At 62.8% G+C, this 14406-nt stretch carries 22 protein-coding genes; 9 read left to right on the plus strand and 13 right to left on the minus strand.

The genetic code is table 11. The annotated features are described in order from the left end of the window. The 3 genes from NKH03_RS03920 to NKH03_RS34990 all read left to right on the plus strand — a co-directional run. Positions 1-635: TCP-1/cpn60 chaperonin family protein (locus NKH03_RS03920; RefSeq protein WP_352967210.1), on the plus strand; the 635-nt coding region annotated here is incomplete at its 5' end. Positions 636-867: 232 nt separating this feature from the next. Beyond that, a complete protein-coding gene (locus tag NKH03_RS34985) occupies positions 868-1011 on the plus strand; it encodes a nuclear transport factor 2 family protein (protein ID WP_502913479.1) in 144 nt (47 codons plus the stop codon). Beyond that, positions 1008-1172: a nuclear transport factor 2 family protein gene (locus tag NKH03_RS34990; protein ID WP_502913480.1), complete on the plus strand. Its 165-nt coding sequence runs from the start codon at positions 1008-1010 to the stop codon at positions 1170-1172. Before NKH03_RS34985 ends, NKH03_RS34990 begins: the two co-directional genes overlap by 4 nt. Positions 1173-1196: 24 nt before the next feature. Here NKH03_RS34990 and NKH03_RS03930 read toward each other — a convergent pair whose 3' ends face one another. From NKH03_RS03930 to NKH03_RS03970, 9 genes are all read right to left on the minus strand, one after another. Then, a complete protein-coding gene (locus tag NKH03_RS03930; RefSeq protein ID WP_352967211.1) occupies positions 1197-1808 on the minus strand; it encodes a LysE family translocator in 612 nt (203 codons plus the stop codon). A gap of 342 nt (positions 1809-2150) precedes the next feature. Next, positions 2151-2531 (minus strand): YkgJ family cysteine cluster protein, encoded by a 381-nt coding sequence (locus tag NKH03_RS03935; RefSeq protein WP_352967212.1) that lies wholly within the window; start codon positions 2529-2531, stop codon positions 2151-2153. 4 nt (positions 2532-2535) lie between these two features. Further along, positions 2536-2700 (minus strand): hypothetical protein, encoded by a 165-nt coding sequence (locus NKH03_RS03940; protein ID WP_352873860.1) that lies wholly within the window; start codon positions 2698-2700, stop codon positions 2536-2538. A gap of 1 nt (position 2701) precedes the next feature. Next, positions 2702-3109 (minus strand): hypothetical protein, encoded by a 408-nt coding sequence (locus NKH03_RS03945; protein ID WP_056593642.1) that lies wholly within the window; start codon positions 3107-3109, stop codon positions 2702-2704. Next, a complete protein-coding gene (locus NKH03_RS03950; RefSeq protein ID WP_352873859.1) occupies positions 3109-3333 on the minus strand; it encodes a hypothetical protein in 225 nt (74 codons plus the stop codon). The genes NKH03_RS03945 and NKH03_RS03950 overlap by 1 nt, the downstream gene beginning before the upstream one ends. A 363-nt stretch (positions 3334-3696) precedes the next feature. Continuing rightward, positions 3697-3906: a cold-shock protein gene (locus NKH03_RS03955; protein ID WP_010915421.1), complete on the minus strand. Its 210-nt coding sequence runs from the start codon at positions 3904-3906 to the stop codon at positions 3697-3699. Positions 3907-4457: 551 nt separating this feature from the next. Continuing rightward, a complete protein-coding gene (locus NKH03_RS03960; protein ID WP_352967213.1) occupies positions 4458-5111 on the minus strand; it encodes a glutathione S-transferase family protein in 654 nt (217 codons plus the stop codon). A gap of 135 nt (positions 5112-5246) precedes the next feature. Next, positions 5247-5708 (minus strand): hypothetical protein, encoded by a 462-nt coding sequence (locus NKH03_RS03965; RefSeq protein ID WP_352967214.1) that lies wholly within the window; start codon positions 5706-5708, stop codon positions 5247-5249. An 11-nt stretch (positions 5709-5719) separates the two neighbouring features. Further along, entirely contained in the window at positions 5720-5896 is a 177-nt protein-coding gene (locus NKH03_RS03970; RefSeq protein ID WP_352967215.1) for a hypothetical protein, read from the minus strand. Between the two features lie 298 nt (positions 5897-6194). Here NKH03_RS03970 and NKH03_RS03975 point away from each other — a divergent pair, with 298 nt between their 5' ends. Continuing rightward, complete coding sequence (locus NKH03_RS03975) at positions 6195-6383, plus strand: CsbD family protein (RefSeq protein WP_352967216.1); 189 nt, start codon at positions 6195-6197, stop codon at positions 6381-6383. Between the two features lie 56 nt (positions 6384-6439). Here NKH03_RS03975 and NKH03_RS03980 read toward each other — a convergent pair whose 3' ends face one another. Then, entirely contained in the window at positions 6440-7390 is a 951-nt protein-coding gene (locus NKH03_RS03980) for a metallophosphoesterase (RefSeq protein WP_502913481.1), read from the minus strand. A gap of 21 nt (positions 7391-7411) precedes the next feature. Between NKH03_RS03980 and NKH03_RS34995 the strand changes: the two genes are divergently transcribed. Next, complete coding sequence (locus NKH03_RS34995) at positions 7412-7579, plus strand: hypothetical protein (protein ID WP_502913482.1); 168 nt, start codon at positions 7412-7414, stop codon at positions 7577-7579. 145 nt (positions 7580-7724) lie between these two features. On the opposite strand, the gene NKH03_RS03985 is transcribed toward NKH03_RS34995, so the two are convergent. Continuing rightward, the gene (locus tag NKH03_RS03985) at positions 7725-8405 is read right to left on the minus strand and encodes a TetR/AcrR family transcriptional regulator (protein WP_352967218.1); all 681 of its coding nucleotides are present in this window, start codon (positions 8403-8405) and stop codon (positions 7725-7727) included. A 95-nt stretch (positions 8406-8500) separates the two neighbouring features. Between NKH03_RS03985 and NKH03_RS03990 the strand changes: the two genes are divergently transcribed. Next, positions 8501-9277: an NIPSNAP family protein gene (locus NKH03_RS03990; protein ID WP_352967220.1), complete on the plus strand. Its 777-nt coding sequence runs from the start codon at positions 8501-8503 to the stop codon at positions 9275-9277. On the opposite strand, the gene NKH03_RS03995 is transcribed toward NKH03_RS03990, so the two are convergent. Together NKH03_RS03995 and choX are read right to left on the minus strand one after the other, a co-directional pair. Beyond that, the gene (locus tag NKH03_RS03995; RefSeq protein ID WP_352967221.1) at positions 9274-10098 is read right to left on the minus strand and encodes an alpha/beta fold hydrolase; all 825 of its coding nucleotides are present in this window, start codon (positions 10096-10098) and stop codon (positions 9274-9276) included. The genes NKH03_RS03990 and NKH03_RS03995 overlap by 4 nt on opposite strands. Next, complete coding sequence (gene choX / locus NKH03_RS04000) at positions 10095-11033, minus strand: choline ABC transporter substrate-binding protein (protein WP_352967222.1); 939 nt, start codon at positions 11031-11033, stop codon at positions 10095-10097. The genes NKH03_RS03995 and choX overlap by 4 nt, the downstream gene beginning before the upstream one ends. A 119-nt stretch (positions 11034-11152) precedes the next feature. Between choX and betI the strand changes: the two genes are divergently transcribed. The 3 genes from betI to fumC all read left to right on the plus strand — a co-directional run bounded on the left by betI (position 11153) and on the right by fumC (position 14305). Continuing rightward, a complete protein-coding gene (gene betI / locus NKH03_RS04005; protein ID WP_352967224.1) occupies positions 11153-11755 on the plus strand; it encodes a choline-binding transcriptional repressor BetI in 603 nt (200 codons plus the stop codon). 126 nt (positions 11756-11881) lie between these two features. After that, positions 11882-12640 carry an SDR family NAD(P)-dependent oxidoreductase gene (locus NKH03_RS04010; protein WP_352967226.1) on the plus strand — a complete coding sequence of 253 codons (759 nt, stop codon included), beginning with the start codon at positions 11882-11884 and terminating at the stop codon, positions 12638-12640. A gap of 267 nt (positions 12641-12907) precedes the next feature. Next, on the plus strand, positions 12908-14305 hold the full coding sequence (fumC, locus tag NKH03_RS04015; protein ID WP_352967227.1) for a class II fumarate hydratase: 1398 nt from the start codon (positions 12908-12910) through the stop codon (positions 14303-14305). The last annotated feature ends 101 nt before the right edge of the window (positions 14306-14406 follow it).

The raw sequence follows: 14406 nt of genomic DNA on the forward strand, positions 1-14406 counted from the left end.
AGATCCAGGGCCGCGTTGCCCAGATCAAGCAGCAGATCGAAGAGACCACTTCGGACTACGACAAGGAGAAGCTGCAGGAACGTCTCGCGAAGCTCGCGGGCGGCGTTGCGGTGATCCGCGTCGGCGGTGCGACGGAAGTCGAAGTCAAGGAAAAGAAGGACCGCGTCGATGACGCCCTCAACGCGACCCGCGCGGCCGTCGAAGAAGGCATCGTTGCTGGTGGTGGCGTAGCCCTGCTGCGCGCTTCGGCCAACATCAAGGCCACCGGCGTCAATGCCGACCAGGCCGCCGGCATCAACATCGTTCGTCGTGCGCTGCAGGCTCCGGCCCGCCAGATCGCGGCCAACGCTGGTGCGGAAGCATCGATCGTTGCCGGCAAGATCCTTGAGAACAAGGGCGCGACCTTCGGCTACAACGCCCAGACCGGCGAATATGGCGACATGATCGCCATGGGTATCGTCGATCCGGTCAAGGTCGTTCGTACCGCTCTCCAGGACGCGGCCTCGGTCGCCGGCCTGCTGGTCACCACCGAAGCCATGATCGCGGAGGCTCCGAAGAAGGAGTCGGCTGGCGGCGGCATGCCTGGCGGCATGGGCGGCGGCGGCATGGGCGGCATGGGCGGCATGGACTTCTAAGAAGTCCATAAAGCACGCCCATGAATCCAAGTTGCTCAAGCCCGCAAGCGGGCTTGAGTGGTGGTATGGATTTCTAATCCACGCTTCCATCAGCTTTCAGCTACGGAAAGGGCGGCAGAGATGCCGCCCTTTTTGTTTGGGGCGACCTCGGTCGCCGCGCCTCTGTCAGTCGTCAGACGGCGGCATCGCGCGTTGCCTAACGGCTCGGCGCTCCGCCGAAACGGCCGAGATCATGCGTCGCTTCAACGACGTGTTTCAGCGCCACGACCCGTCGCCGCTAGACGGACTGGTGGCGGAAGACTGCGTGATCGAGAACACCACGCTGGCGCCGGACGGTGCCCGCCACGCCGGCAAGGCCGCCTGTGTCGAATTGTGATCGGCGATCGCGACGGACTCGGCACGCGCTTCGACCTCGAAGAGACCTTCGTCGCTGGCGACCGGGCGACGATCCGCTGGCGCTACCGCATGGCGGACGGCAACTCGCTGCGCGGCGTCAATTCGATGCGCGTCGCGGGCGGCCGCATCGTCGAGGGGTAGCGCCAGCCGATCCCTGACCGGTTTCTACCGGTCGGCCAGCGCCAGCTTTGCGCCGAGCATGACGAAGGCGCCGGCGAAGGTTCGGCGCATCCAGGTCAGCACCATTGGCCGCGACACGACATGGCTGCGGATCGAAGCGGCGAAGATGCCGTAGCCGACGAAAACCACGAAGGTCAAAAGCATGAAGACGGAGCTGAGCTCCAGCATCCTCGACAACGCGTTGGGCTCGGTGGTGCTGACGAATTGCGGCAGGAAGGCGAAGAAGAAGATCGACAGTTTCGGATTGAGCACGTTGACGAGGATGCCGGTGGCAATCACCTTGCATGCGGAGCGCGGCGTCACATCCTGTTCGACGCTCAGGCCACCCTTTTCCTTCAGCGTGTTCCAGGCCATGTAGAGCAGATAGGCGACGCCGAGATATTTCAGCGTCTCGAAGGCGATCGCGCTGGTGTGCAGCAGCGCCGCAAGGCCGGTGATGGCGGCGGCCATATGCGGGATGATGCCGAGCGTGCAGCCGAAGGCGGCGATGATCGAGGCCCGCGCGCCGCGCGACAGGCCGGCGCTCAGCGTGTAGAGAACCCCGGTGCCGGGCGACGCCACGACGATCAGCGACGTCAATAGAAATTCGATGCTCACGATGGTTTCCTCCGCTGCCCTGCCCGGCGCGGAGGGTATCGGGCCGGACAGTGGCGCACAAGACGGGGAGAGAATGTGATCTCCCTCTTATGGGTAGGGCAATCGCTTATGGGAGGCCGAGGCCTCGCTCTACGAGTACCCCCACCCCTAACCCCTCCCCACAAGGGGGAGGGAGACTTCCGTAGGCGCTAACATCGGCAAACTGCCGACGTTTGGACGCCAAAGGAATTGGCGAAGAGCGCGCGGCAGCATTCCCTCCTCCTTGTGGGGAGGGCTAGGGTGGGGGTCGTCTTCGCAAGAATCCACATGCGATTGCCCTGCCAATGTGGGGGAGATTGGCAGCTACACCTGCAATCCGTGCGCCCGGCGCGCCATCAGGCAATCGTCGTCGCCAGGCATGCAGGCGCGGCAGACATCGGGGCGGAGTTCATAGATGCCGCAAGCGGTCGACTTGCCGATCTCGCCGCACAGCGCCGAGCAGCGCACGCCCTCGCAGCGCATGCCGGACAGATTGGCCGCTACATATTTTTCCGGGATGCGGTCGAGCTGTGCGTCGTCCTCGGTGGAAAAGCGCGGCCACTCGGCCGAATAGGAACAGCAGGCGCCGCAGCTCTGGCAGTCGAAGGGAGCAGCGGTGCCGGGTTGCGACGACAAAAGGCTTGCGGCGGCCACCAGGGCAGACAGCCCCGGCGCGGCAGGATTTCGATCGGCGTCTTGCGGCAAGGCGCTATTTCTTCTTTGTCTTGCCCTTGGGTGAATCCGCCGGCGACTTGAAGAGATCGGTCGCGGTCTCGGCGGCCCCATCGCCTTTCGGCGCGGCAACCGGCTTGGCCGGCTTCGCGGCGGCGGCCGGGGCTGCCGGCTGGTCCTTGGTGGAGAATTTTATGGCCATGTCAGTCCTCGTCGACGAAGCGCGATGATGGTGCGCGTGGATTGCGCAGGCGGCCGATCAGCGCCGAAACCGCCGTGATGTTCATTTCCTCGGGCGACCAGTTTCTGACTTCCGCGATGTGGTGCACTGCCAGCTCGCGATGCGTGCTGCCGCTGTAGGCGGCGTCCTGATGGGTCACGCGCTCATGGGTCTTGGCGTCTTCGCGGACATATTCGATCAGGTAGTTCGGGCATTCGGCGCGACCGCGCACACCGAGCCGCACCTGGGCATCGCCATGGGCGCGTTTGCAGCGCTCCAGCTTTTCCAGCACCCGGCGCACATATTCGACCGGCTTGTTGAGGCCTTCGACCACGTCGGCGATGGTCGAGTCGGCGGCGATCAGTTTCGGAGGCACGCGCTTGGTAGCCATCAGCGTCTTCCGGCCCGTTTCGGCAAAGCGGCGAGCGCCGCGGCCGCTGCCATCTCATCAGCCTCCTTCTCCAGGCGCAATTCGCGCAGGCGCGCGGTCTTGGCTTCCCGCGCCTCGCTGACGGCATCGCGCTCGGAATTGATGCGGTTGAGCGACATCGACTGGGTTTGCGTCTTGCTGAACAAGGACACGGCCTGTTCGACTGTCTTCGAATGAGCGGTCAAAATCTTTCTCCTGTCAGGAGCCTGTGCCGATGGAGCGAGACCGGTTCTTCGATCAGGACCATGCACGAAGCAATACGGCAGCGGATTCAAATTGCTGGAGCGTCCCTTAGCACGTCCAGGCCGGCGCGCAGCGCATTTTCGGCGGCAAGACGCGCAAAATGAAAAAGGCCAGGCACCGCCTGACCTTCATGAGAGCGCCGCGCAACCAAGTGACATCCAAAAGGATGCACGGGGGATGCACGGAACGCCCTTCTCATGCGCATGACATGCCGTGGAAACTCAGGTCTCCGCGGCCATGCGCCCGAATTCGCTACTCACCGGTGCCAGTACATCCGTGGTCACCGGGAGAGCTGAATTCTTTTTTCAGGCCGCCTTCAACTGGTCGGCGGACATCTTGCCCGACTTGTTGTCGCGGACCATCTCGTAGCCGAGCTTCTGGCCCTCGACGATGTCGCGCATACCGGCGCGCTCTACGGCCGAGATGTGGACAAAAACGTCGGCAGAGCCGTCGTCAGGCTGAATAAAACCAAAACCTTTGGTGGCGTTGAACCATTTAACTGTGCCGGTGCTCATGACGAACCCTTTCCATGGCAAATATTCGTTCGACGCCATGCGGATGCACAACGTCGTTTGTCCCGATTTTTGATGTGGGAAGTTCGTCAAAGGCGCGCTCGAAAGCGCGGATAACAAAAGTCAGTCAAACAAATATCGACGAGGTGCTTGTAGACTTCTTTTGGGGTCGTGTCAATTTCTGGTTTTCCTCTCACCAAGATTCGATGCAAACGCTGTCTGGCAAGGGTCCATTCGCCCGCGGATCCGGCACTGAAACCAAGGCGCCCCCTGTTCCCTCAAAAAATAGCAGCCTTCGGGGAACCAATTTCGCGCCCGTGCATTTAAGAGTGTCAGCAGTTTCAGAGAGCGATCTCAGGGACGCTGACACACAGGACGCCTCCCGTACAATAAAACGTGCGAGGGGCGTTCTTGTATGGAGAACCGGCTGACCGGCATCCTCCCCGGCGGCGCCGAGCCGCGGCTTCCAGCCGGACCTTGCCGGCGACATCACGCGGATGCGACAGTCTCCTAGTCTTCGAAACACACTCCGGCAACCAGACCAGGGAAGAAGCTCATTCGTCCGGGCCGGGTTCCGGCCATGTCTCCTTTGCCGCTTCCGCATACCAATGGCGCATCGCCGGGGTGGCAAGAACGGCGTCGACATAGTCTCGCGTATCCGGCGCAAGCGTGCCGCCATAGGTGTCGAAGCGGGTGACGACCGGCGCATACATGGCGTCGGCCGCGGTGAAATGGCCGAACAGGAAGGGACCGCCCTTGCCGTATTGTTCCCGGCACTCGCGCCAGATCGTCTCTATGCGCTCGCGCTGTAGTTCGCCCTCGGCGTCGAGCGGCTTGTGGCCCTTCGGCCTGCGCAAATTCATCGGCCAGCCATAGCGGACCTCGCGAAAACCGGAATGCATCTCGGTCGCCACCGAGCGCGCCAGCGCGCGGGCGTCGATGTCGGCCGGCCAGAGTTTTTTCTCGGGAAACAGGTCAGCCAGGTATTCAAGGATGGCAAGGGTTTCCCAGATGATTTTGCCATTGTGATTCAAGACGGGCACCTGGCCGGTCGGCGACACTTTCGCCAGATTGGCAAAGGTCTCCGCCGTGCGCAGCCGCACGAAACCCTCCTCGAACGGGATCTCCAGATGCCTCATCGCCACCCATGGCCGCAGCGACCACGAGGAGAAGCATTTGTTGCCGATGAAGAGCGTGAATTCAGCCATTTTTCTCCCCCGCACGCACGATCACCCGGAATCTTTTGGTCGGCGCGTGTTCACAGCAGTTCTACAAAATCAGCCGGATCGCTTCTGATTGATTTGGTATCGGTGTTTGCCGCCGCCGCCATGCCTCGATTGCGTTCATCGGGTTTTCAGTTTCGCTATGACTGGGCCGATGAACGCCACCGTCTGTTGCCAATGGATGTTGCGTGGCGGAGGATCCTCTTTTCTTTCGTCGAAGTTGCGATCGCTCCATGCGCAAACGGCGATGCGGGCTCTAGGGTCGCGGACAATAAAGGCTATGATGTTCGCTTGGATAGCCAGATATTGCGGGCGTTTTGGGTGTCTAACGCCAGTACGCGAGAGAAGGTCATCGAGCAGGAATTTGGAATAGGTGCGTGCGGATAGGATGGCTCCCGCCTGTCTAAAAGTAATGCCGGGCATTGCCTTACCGCATCCCAAGCGCTCCAACGCTTCAAGTTGATACTTTGTGGCAACAATTCCGTCGTCATCACTGATTGGGACAACGATATCTGATAGGTCGGGTCCATTGACGTGCAGTTCGTTGGCGGTGGTCCCGAATAGCCAATTCCATAGACCCATCGCCGATCACCTCAGCGACGCTCGTCGAAATGATCGTCCACGGTGCTGTGCTGGTCGCGGCCGGTGAGCAAGAGAACAAAACCGAATAAAAACGCGGCACCCCTGACGATCATCACAATGTTGCTGATGGCAGGATTTGGTATCCATCGCCAGCTGGCCAACTGTATTAGCGGGGCCAGTACAAACATCCATGCTCCTCTGACGCCCTGAGCGTCGAGGCACGTCTGCGTTTTCACCCGATATTTAGTCATTCTGCACCCTCCCTTGCGTCCCAATGGAAGCAGGGATTTCACCTTGTGTCCACCGAGGCCCTAATCCATGGGGTGTGCTCGCAACGCGATCAACATCCTGCCTAGCCCGCCGGCCTTGCCGCAGGGAAGCGGCTGCGCGACCTGATCTGCTGCCCGGGCGACGCCTGGAACCTAACCGACGCCGGCTCGTTAGCCTCCCGCGGATGAATTCCTCCGAATTCGAAACTCCCAGGAGATGCGTAAAATGGTGAACAAGGATCAGGTCGCGGGCGTGGCCAAGCAGGTCAAGGGCTCGGTCAAGGAAGCCGCCGGCAAGGCAACCGGCAACAGGCAGACCCAGGCTGAAGGCACGGCCGACAAGATCGCCGGCAAGGTGCAGAAGGCCTATGGCGACGTGAAGGACAAGGCCAGGAAGGCGCTCTGATCCGACATCGAGAACGCTCTCTTATTGGGGAAAGGCGGTCGCGAAGGCCGCCTTTTTCATGTGCTCCAGCCCTTGCTGAAAGCATTGGTGAAGGCGACCTCGCCATGATCATCGGTCGCCTCGCCCAGCACCACGTCCATGCCGTCGCTGGTCACCCTGGCCAGCGCGAAACCTCCCATAAGGGCAGCCTTCGGCTTGAACAGATCGAGCCCATCCCTGCGATAGATCAGCGGCGTGTCGTGCTGGTGGCCATGGAAAATGCCGACGATATTGTAGCCCTTGAGCGCCGCCAGCAGCGCCTGCCGGTCGGCCTCGCTCCACCAATGCGGCGCGCCAGCGCCGTCATCGTCGTAGCGCCTTTTGGCGGCATCCCAGCGTTCTATCGAGAAAGTGTCCCACCCATAGTGCTGGAACAGGATGACCGGACGACCGTCCGCCGCATAGGTCGCCAGATCCTGCTTCAGCCATGGCAGGCTGCTCTCGGCACCGTGGCCGGTGTCGCCGGCAAATCGATGCGTTTGGATCAGATGCAGGCCGCCCCAGTCCCAGGAATAGCAGTCGGTATCGATATCATAGTCGGTGGCCGGCACCGGCGGCTTGAAGAACACGCCGGCGCGATGATTGACCTCGACATAATCGCGCAATTCGCGCCGGTACCAATCGACATGGCGCGGCGGCCCGTTCTGGTCGAGATCATGGTTGCCGAGCCCGACGTAGACGGGCATATGCACGCGATCAGGGCCGACGCCCTGCTGGTAGCGCTGGCTGAACTGGAGCAGTTGGGTGCCCTCGCTCGGCTGGGTGATTTGACCACCGCCATCGTCGGTGATGTCGCCGCCGACGACGAGGCCGAGCGGCGTGCCGATGCGGCCGCCCGCCGAGCGCAGGCCGGTGGCGACGCCGTTGATCTCGGCCGGCCAGTCCTTGTCGACGAGACCGTTGAGCACAGTCACGTTGCGCAGCAGGGCGGCGTCGGTCTTGCCTTCCTGCAGGCAGTTGGGGCTCAAGCCGCTCGCCATGCGGCAGGCATGGACATCGGCGATGAACAGGAAAGTGGCGTCGATGGACTGGACGCGCTGGCCGGTCTGGCTGAATGCCGGCGCGACAAAGCGCCGGCCGCGGCAAGACCCACGGCCTGCGCCAAAAAGCTGCGACGAGAAAACAATCCAGGCGAACGGCTATTCATCATGGGCTGAATTTCAGCATGGAGAGCGGCCGGCCGTCCAGCGCCTCTCCTTGCCGCCATCCATCGGCTATAGGACGATCAAGCCACTGGCGCGGTAGCTAGAGCCGGAGCGCCAAGTCAAAGCGGCGCGTTGATATCTCCCTGTCGCTGCGACATCAAACGGTTCTCGGTCGCAGCAGCACCCTGCGGCGTCGCCTGGCTGCCAGTCCGCCCTGCGATGACGACAGCGCGCTCCGCTCCAGTCCCGCCAAGCAATCCCGCAGCACGCTCGCATCCTGTGCCGTCTTGGCCATCGACATCGCCCCGGAATAGGCGGCGACCGCAAGCGCGGCGAAGCGCTCGGGATCCGTGCCCTCATCCCTTCCCGCCTGCTGATCGGCTCGCATTTTGTCGGAAATCGCCCGCCTCCACCGCGCAAAAATACCGGCAAGGGCAATCCGGAAATCGGGATCGGCAAGCGACAGTTCGTGCGCCAAATTGTTGAGCGGGCAGCCGCGCACGAAACCCTGCTGCTCCAGTTCCGCCGCCACGGCCTCGAACACCGCGCGCACGCCTTCGCGCACCGACGCAGCCGCCAGCACCGGCGCGATCCATGTCTGTTCGACCGCTGCCGCCACACGCTCCTCGATCACCGCCAGCGCCAGCGCCTTCTTGGTCGGGAAATGGTGATGCAGCGCGCCGCCGCTGACGCCCGCCGCCGCCATCAGATCGCCGAGGCTGGAGGCGTGATAGCCGCGCGCCTGGAACGCGACTTCGGCGACATCGAGCACTTTCTTGCGCATGCCGTCAGGGTCGTTGATGCGTTTTCGCGGGCGTGGTTTTGATCGAACGGTCATCTCTGCTGACATCGCCGAACTCTAGCATATTGACAAAACAGGACAACCGGTCTGTTTATAAACAGGATGATCACCCTGTTTTTGAGGAGAGTTGGATGAGCATGCCAGTGAATGCCGACCCGAAGCCCGCGGTGCTCGCCTCGCCTGTCGTCGAATTGAGGCAGTACACGCTGAAGCCCGGCCGGCGCGATACGCTCATCGACATCTTCGACGGCAGGCTGATCGAGGGCCAGGAGGACGCCGGCATGACCATCATCGGCCAGTTCCGGGATCTCGATCGCCCGGACATGTTCGTCTGGATGCGCGGCTTCGATGGCATGGACGCGCGGAAGAATGCTCTCGCAGCTTTCTATGGCGGTCCGGTCTGGGCGGCGCACAGCCACGCGGCCAACGCGACAATGATCGATTCCGACGACGTGCTGCTGCTCAAGCCCGCGTGGCCGGGCGCCGGCTTCGACCTATCGGGCGCGCGGCGGCCAAGTCTGGTCACCGATGAAAAGCCAATTCGAAACAAGCCGCCGACCGGCATCGTTGTCATCCAGATTCATCATCTACGGCCCGGCACAGAGGTTGATTTCGCCGAGCGCTTCGGGGCCGAAATAGCGCCGCTGATGACGGCACAAGGCGCACGCCTGCTCGCCGCCTTCGTCTCGGAGCATGCCGAAAACAGTTTTCCGCGCCTGCCGGTACGGGCTGATGAAAACATCTTCATGTCCGTCATGGGTTTTGCCAGCGCCGAGGCGCATGCCCGCCACAGAGCCGCCCTCGCTGCCTCGCCGGCATGGCAGGCCGCACAGCTCGGCCTGACCAAACCAACGGAGACATTGCGGCTGTCGCCCACATCGCGATCGCTGGTCGGGCTGAAATCCTAGGCTTCAAACGCTTCGATGATGGCGTTCGCGACAAGGGCTGGATCTTCCCAATGCGGGTTGTGGCCGCAGGTCTCGGCCCGGACGAAGGCGGCTTCTGGGAGCGCGCGCAGCAATGCCTGCTGGTGCACCTCGCCGAACAGCGGGTCGCACGCACCGGCGACGATCAGGGTCCGGGCCCGCACGGCCCGCGCCGCATCAGTCAGATCGGCGCGGCGGATTTCCTCAAGAATCGCGCGCCAGCGCGCTGATGGCATCGCCGAGGCGTCTTGCGCCAGGCCGGCGAGAAAGGCCGGGGGCACGCCGGGCCGGCAGGCATGCCACCAGGCATAGAACGGATCGGCCGGCGATATCGGGTCGCGCAAGGCCTGGACGCCGGCGACCAGCGGATGATCCGGCGCGAAATCGGGCTTCAACGTGCCGGCAAGGACCACCAGCCCGCCGATGAGGTCCTTGTGTCGCCCAGCCAATGCGATAGCCACCATGGCGCCCAGCGAATGGCCGACGACGACCGGCCGGTCGAGCCGTAAACTCTGGATCAGTCCGGCAATATCGTCGGCGAAATCGGCGATGCCCCAGCTCTTGCCCGCTTGCGAGGCGCCATGGCCGCGCAGATCCGGCATGATCAGCCGGCGGCCGGCCAGATGCGGCGCAAGAAGCGAAAAGCCGCGGCTGGTGTCGGTGAAGCCGTGCACCAACAGCAGCGCCGGCTCGGTGCCTGATATCTCGACATAGGCGATGTCAAGATCGCCGACAGTGACGAATTGCTTGTGGCCGGCCCAGGCGTCCTGTTCCGGCAAGGCATCCGGCACCGCCGGCCTCACAGGCCGAGCTTTTCCTTGACGGCGGCGAGGCCGGGCTTGCCGTCGAATGTGGTGACGCCGGCGAGCCAGGCATCGAGGCGGTTCTTGTTGAGCGTGATCGCCTTCAGCGCCCCGTCCTCAGGCTTCATGCCGTCATTGATCAGATAGCCCATGCCGACATTCTCGAAATCGATGTCGAAGACGAGATTCCCGAGGAATTGCGCGACGTTCGGGCATTGCTGCGGATAGCCCTTGCGCACCTGCGTCGTCACCGTCGCGGCGCCGAAGTTCGGGCCGAAGAACTTGTCGCCGCCGGTCAGATATTTGAAATCGTACATCGTGTTCATCGGGTGCGGCGCCCAGCCCTGGAAGACGATGAACTGCTTTTCCTTGATCTCATAACCGACCTCGGAGAGCATGCCGGCTTCGCTCGACTCGACCACTTGCCAGCCGTCCAGGCCAAAGGCCGGATCGGCGATGGCGTCCATCATCAATTGATTGGAGCCGGGCTCGATGCCGTACATTTTCTTGCCGAACTTGTCGGCGAACTTGTGCAGGTCGGAGATGTCCTTGACGCCTGCGTCCCAGACATAGGTCGGCACGGCGAATGTGTATTTGGCGCCTTCCAGGTTGACGCGCACATTCTCGACTGAACCGTCCTTCTTGTAGGGCTCATAATAGGTGACCATGGCCGGATCCCAGTAACCCAGGAACAGGTCGAGATCCCTGTTCTTCATGCCTTCATAGATGACGTTGATGCCAAGAACCTGGCTTTGCGGCTGATAGCCGAGCGCCTCCAGCAGGACATTGGCTACCCCCGTGGTGAAGGCAAGGTCGTTCCAGCCGGGCTCGGCCATGCGGACCGTCCTGCACTGTTCGGCCTCGGCCGCCTGGGCCGCAGGAGAGGCCAACGCCAAAACGGCAAGACAGACGCCATTTGCAAGGATGCGGAACATTTCGGTTCTCCTCATTGTCATCAAATTGACCAATTAGTCTTTTTATTGTCCCATGGGTCAATTCTTGATCTGAGCGGGCGAAAATGTCAACGTGGATTCTCAATGCATGGACCTAACCCGTGAAACTCAAGCGTCTCAGTGAGATACGCCGCAAGGAGCTGCGGCAGGCCGCCTTCGCGGTGCTGGAGAGCGAAGGCATTGCCGGTGCCACCCTGGAAAAGGTGGCGGCCCAGGCCGGAGCCTCCAAGGGGATCGTGCTGCACTATTTCCGCAACAAGCAGGAATTGTTCGAGCATGCGATGCGCGAGGCCAACGCCGTCCTGTGCCAGGCGGTGATCGCGCGGCTTCGCCGGGCGAATACGCCGATGGAGCGCCTGGATGCGGTGATCGAAGGCAATTTCGAGCAGCATCTGTTCCAGCCTCCTCTCTGTCATGCCTGGCTTTCGCTCTGCGCCGAGGTGCCGCGCGACGAGAAGATGGCCCGCATCCAGAGGGTGATCCACGCGCGCATGCGCTCGAACCTGCTGTCCGGCCTGCGCGGCCTCGCCTCGCCCACGGATGCCGACGACATCGCGCTTGGCGTCACCGCGCTGATCGACGGGCTTTGGCTGCGGCTCGGCCTGCAGCCGGGCAGCGTCTCGCGCGAACAGGCGGTCCGCCAGGTCAAGAATTATGTCGCCGGGCGGCTGGCCCTGCGGGAGCTTGCGACCGTCGGCGCGTAAACCGGTCCGGCTGGCCTGCCGGTCGCCAGCGGTCGAAGTTCATACCGTGGGATAGGCTAACGGCTTGACCGCGGCCGCCACTATACGGTGCTCTCTCGACGTGCCAAAGCTGCCTCGGAGAGTCCAATGAGACTTCACAACAAGCGCGCGCTGGTCACAGGCGGGTCGGACGGTATCGGCCTGGCGATCGCCGAGGCCTTTTCGCGCGAGGGAGCGGACGTCCTGATCGTCGGCCGTGACACCAAAAAGCTCGACGCCGCCCGCAACCGCCTCGGCGGCAGCGTCGAGACGCTGCCGGCCGACCTCGCCACCTCGGCCGGCATCGCGGCCATCGTCGAGCATGTGAAAAAATCCGGCCGGCCTGTCGATACCCTCGTCAACAATGCCGGGGTGGCTTTCCTGGTGCCCTTCGAAACTGTCAGCGAAGAGCAGTTCCAGCAATCCTTCGCGCTCAATGTGGGGGCGGTGTTCTTCCTCACCCAGGGCCTGCTGCCGCATCTGCCAGCCGGCGCATCGGTGATCAACATCTCGTCCTACTTCGCCAACAAGATGATCCCGAAGCGACCGTCGAGCCTCTATTCCCTGTCGAAAGGCGCGTTGAACTCGCTGACCAAATCGCTGGCCTTCGAACTTGGGCCGCGCAACATCCGCGTCAACGCCATCGCGCCCGGTACGGTGGACACAGCCATGCGACGCAAGACAGTCGACAATTTGCCGGCCGAGGCGAAGGCGGAACTGAAGGCCTATGTCGAGCGCAGCTATCCGCTCGGCAGAATCGGCCGCCCCGACGATCTGGCCGGCATCGCGGTCTATCTGGCAAGCGACGAGGCGGCCTGGACCAGCGGTGGTATCTTCTCCATCGACGGTGGGTATACGGCGGGGTGAGCTGCTTTTCTCCCCCTTGAGGGACCCTTGAGGGGGAGATGGCCGGCAGGCCAGAGGGGTCCCCGCGCGTGAAGCACCAGCCTCCTCCGTCGGCGATAGGAGGCCGCGCGCGGTCGAACCGACCCCCCTCTATCGCCTTCGGCGACATCTCCCCCTCGAGGGGGGAGATCACCTTCAACCGATTTGCATCCCTGCGGTCAGCAATCTCCGCTTGAAGCCGTTTGTGCAACGCGATACGCCGTTGCCGACTTCGACAAGGAGAGACCCGTGACCGCTGCAAAGACCAGAACCGAGACCGATACGTTCGGCCCGATCGAAGTCGCCGCCGACCGTTATTGGGGCGCGCAGGCGCAGCGTTCCCTTGGCAACTTCAAGATAGGCTGGGAAAAGCAGCCGGCGTCGATCGTGCGCGCGCTGGGTATCGTCAAGCGGGCGGCGGCCGAGGCCAACATGGAGCTGAAGCGGCTTGATCCTTCGATCGGCAAGACGATTGTCGAGGCAGCGCAAGAGGTCATCGACGGCAAGCTCAACGACCATTTCCCGCTGGTGGTCTGGCAGACCGGCTCTGGCACGCAGTCCAACATGAACGCCAACGAGGTGATCTCCAACCGGGCGATCGAGATGCTGGGCGGCGTCATGGGCTCGAAGAAGCCGGTGCATCCCAACGACCACGTCAATATGAGCCAGTCGTCGAACGACACCTATCCGACGGCGATGCACATCGCCTGCGCCGAACGCATCGTGCACGACCTGCTGCCGGCCCTGAGACATCTGCACAAGGCGCTCGAAGCCAAGACCAGGGCCTTCGCCCACATCATCAAGATCGGCCGCACGCACACGCAGGATGCCACACCCCTCACGCTTGGCCAGGAATTTTCGGGCTACGCGGCGCAGGTCGCTTCGTCGATCAAGCGCATCGAGCTGACGCTGCCCGGCCTGCAGGAACTGGCGCAGGGCGGCACCGCCGTCGGCACCGGCCTCAACGCGCCGGTCGGCTTCGCCGAAAGGGTGGCGGATCGCATCGCCGCAATCACCGGCATCGCCTTCGTCACCGCGCCGAACAAGTTCGAGGCGCTGGCGGCCCATGATTCCATGGTGTTCTCGCACGGCGCCATCAACGCGGCGGCGGCCGCGCTGTTCAAGATCGCCAACGACATCCGCTTCCTCGGTTCCGGTCCGCGTTCGGGCCTCGGCGAGCTGTCGCTGCCGGAAAACGAACCGGGCTCGTCGATCATGCCGGGCAAGGTCAATCCGACCCAGTGCGAGGCGATGACGCAGGTCTGCGTTCAGGTGTTCGGCAACAATGCAGCCCTCACCTTCGCCGGCAGCCAGGGCCATTTCGAGCTCAATGTCTATAACCCGCTGATGGCCTACAATTTCCTGCAGTCGGTGCAGCTGCTCGCCGACGCTTCGGTTTCCTTCACCGACAATTGCGTCGTCGGCATCGAGGCGCGGGAAGACAACATCAAGGCGGCACTCGACCGCTCGCTGATGCTGGTGACGGCGCTGGCGCCGACCATCGGCTACGACAATGCGGCAAAGATCGCCAAGACCGCGCACAAGAAGGGCACCACGCTGCGCGAGGAAGCGCTCGCGACCGGGCTTGTCAGCGAAGCCGACTATGACCGGCTTGTGCGGCCGGAGGACATGACGCATCCGGGGTAGGACAGTTCGCGAGGGGAGAATTTCCTCCCGTCGCACCCTGACCGAGGCGAATTTTGCGCAGGTCGTCCGATCACGAAAATGTAAGCGCTGTGAACAATGTG

Origin of the sequence: Mesorhizobium sp. M1406 (assembly GCF_040317555.1) — a bacterium.
Taxonomy (GTDB): domain Bacteria; phylum Pseudomonadota; class Alphaproteobacteria; order Rhizobiales; family Rhizobiaceae; genus Mesorhizobium.

Excerpts from the sequence above, each read along its gene's own strand:
- NKH03_RS03975 (WP_352967216.1), top strand. The coding sequence starts at position 6,195 with ATGCGTAAAATGGTGAACAAGGATCAGGTCGCGGGCGTGGCCAAGCAG.
- NKH03_RS03940 (WP_352873860.1), bottom strand. The coding sequence starts at position 2,700 with ATGGCCATAAAATTCTCCACCAAGGACCAGCCGGCAGCCCCGGCCGCC.
- NKH03_RS34985 (WP_502913479.1), top strand. The coding sequence starts at position 868 with ATGCGTCGCTTCAACGACGTGTTTCAGCGCCACGACCCGTCGCCGCTA.
- choX (WP_352967222.1), bottom strand. The coding sequence starts at position 11,033 with ATGTTCCGCATCCTTGCAAATGGCGTCTGTCTTGCCGTTTTGGCGTTG.
- NKH03_RS03970 (WP_352967215.1), bottom strand. The coding sequence starts at position 5,896 with ATGTTTGTACTGGCCCCGCTAATACAGTTGGCCAGCTGGCGATGGATA.
- NKH03_RS03945 (WP_056593642.1), bottom strand. The coding sequence starts at position 3,109 with ATGGCTACCAAGCGCGTGCCTCCGAAACTGATCGCCGCCGACTCGACC.
- NKH03_RS03985 (WP_352967218.1), bottom strand. The coding sequence starts at position 8,405 with ATGACCGTTCGATCAAAACCACGCCCGCGAAAACGCATCAACGACCCT.
- NKH03_RS03960 (WP_352967213.1), bottom strand. The coding sequence starts at position 5,111 with ATGGCTGAATTCACGCTCTTCATCGGCAACAAATGCTTCTCCTCGTGG.
- NKH03_RS03955 (WP_010915421.1), bottom strand. The coding sequence starts at position 3,906 with ATGAGCACCGGCACAGTTAAATGGTTCAACGCCACCAAAGGTTTTGGT.
- NKH03_RS03965 (WP_352967214.1), bottom strand. The coding sequence starts at position 5,708 with ATGGGTCTATGGAATTGGCTATTCGGGACCACCGCCAACGAACTGCAC.
- NKH03_RS03990 (WP_352967220.1), top strand. The coding sequence starts at position 8,501 with ATGAGCATGCCAGTGAATGCCGACCCGAAGCCCGCGGTGCTCGCCTCG.
- NKH03_RS34995 (WP_502913482.1), top strand. The coding sequence starts at position 7,412 with ATGGACATCGGCGATGAACAGGAAAGTGGCGTCGATGGACTGGACGCG.
- NKH03_RS04010 (WP_352967226.1), top strand. The coding sequence starts at position 11,882 with ATGAGACTTCACAACAAGCGCGCGCTGGTCACAGGCGGGTCGGACGGT.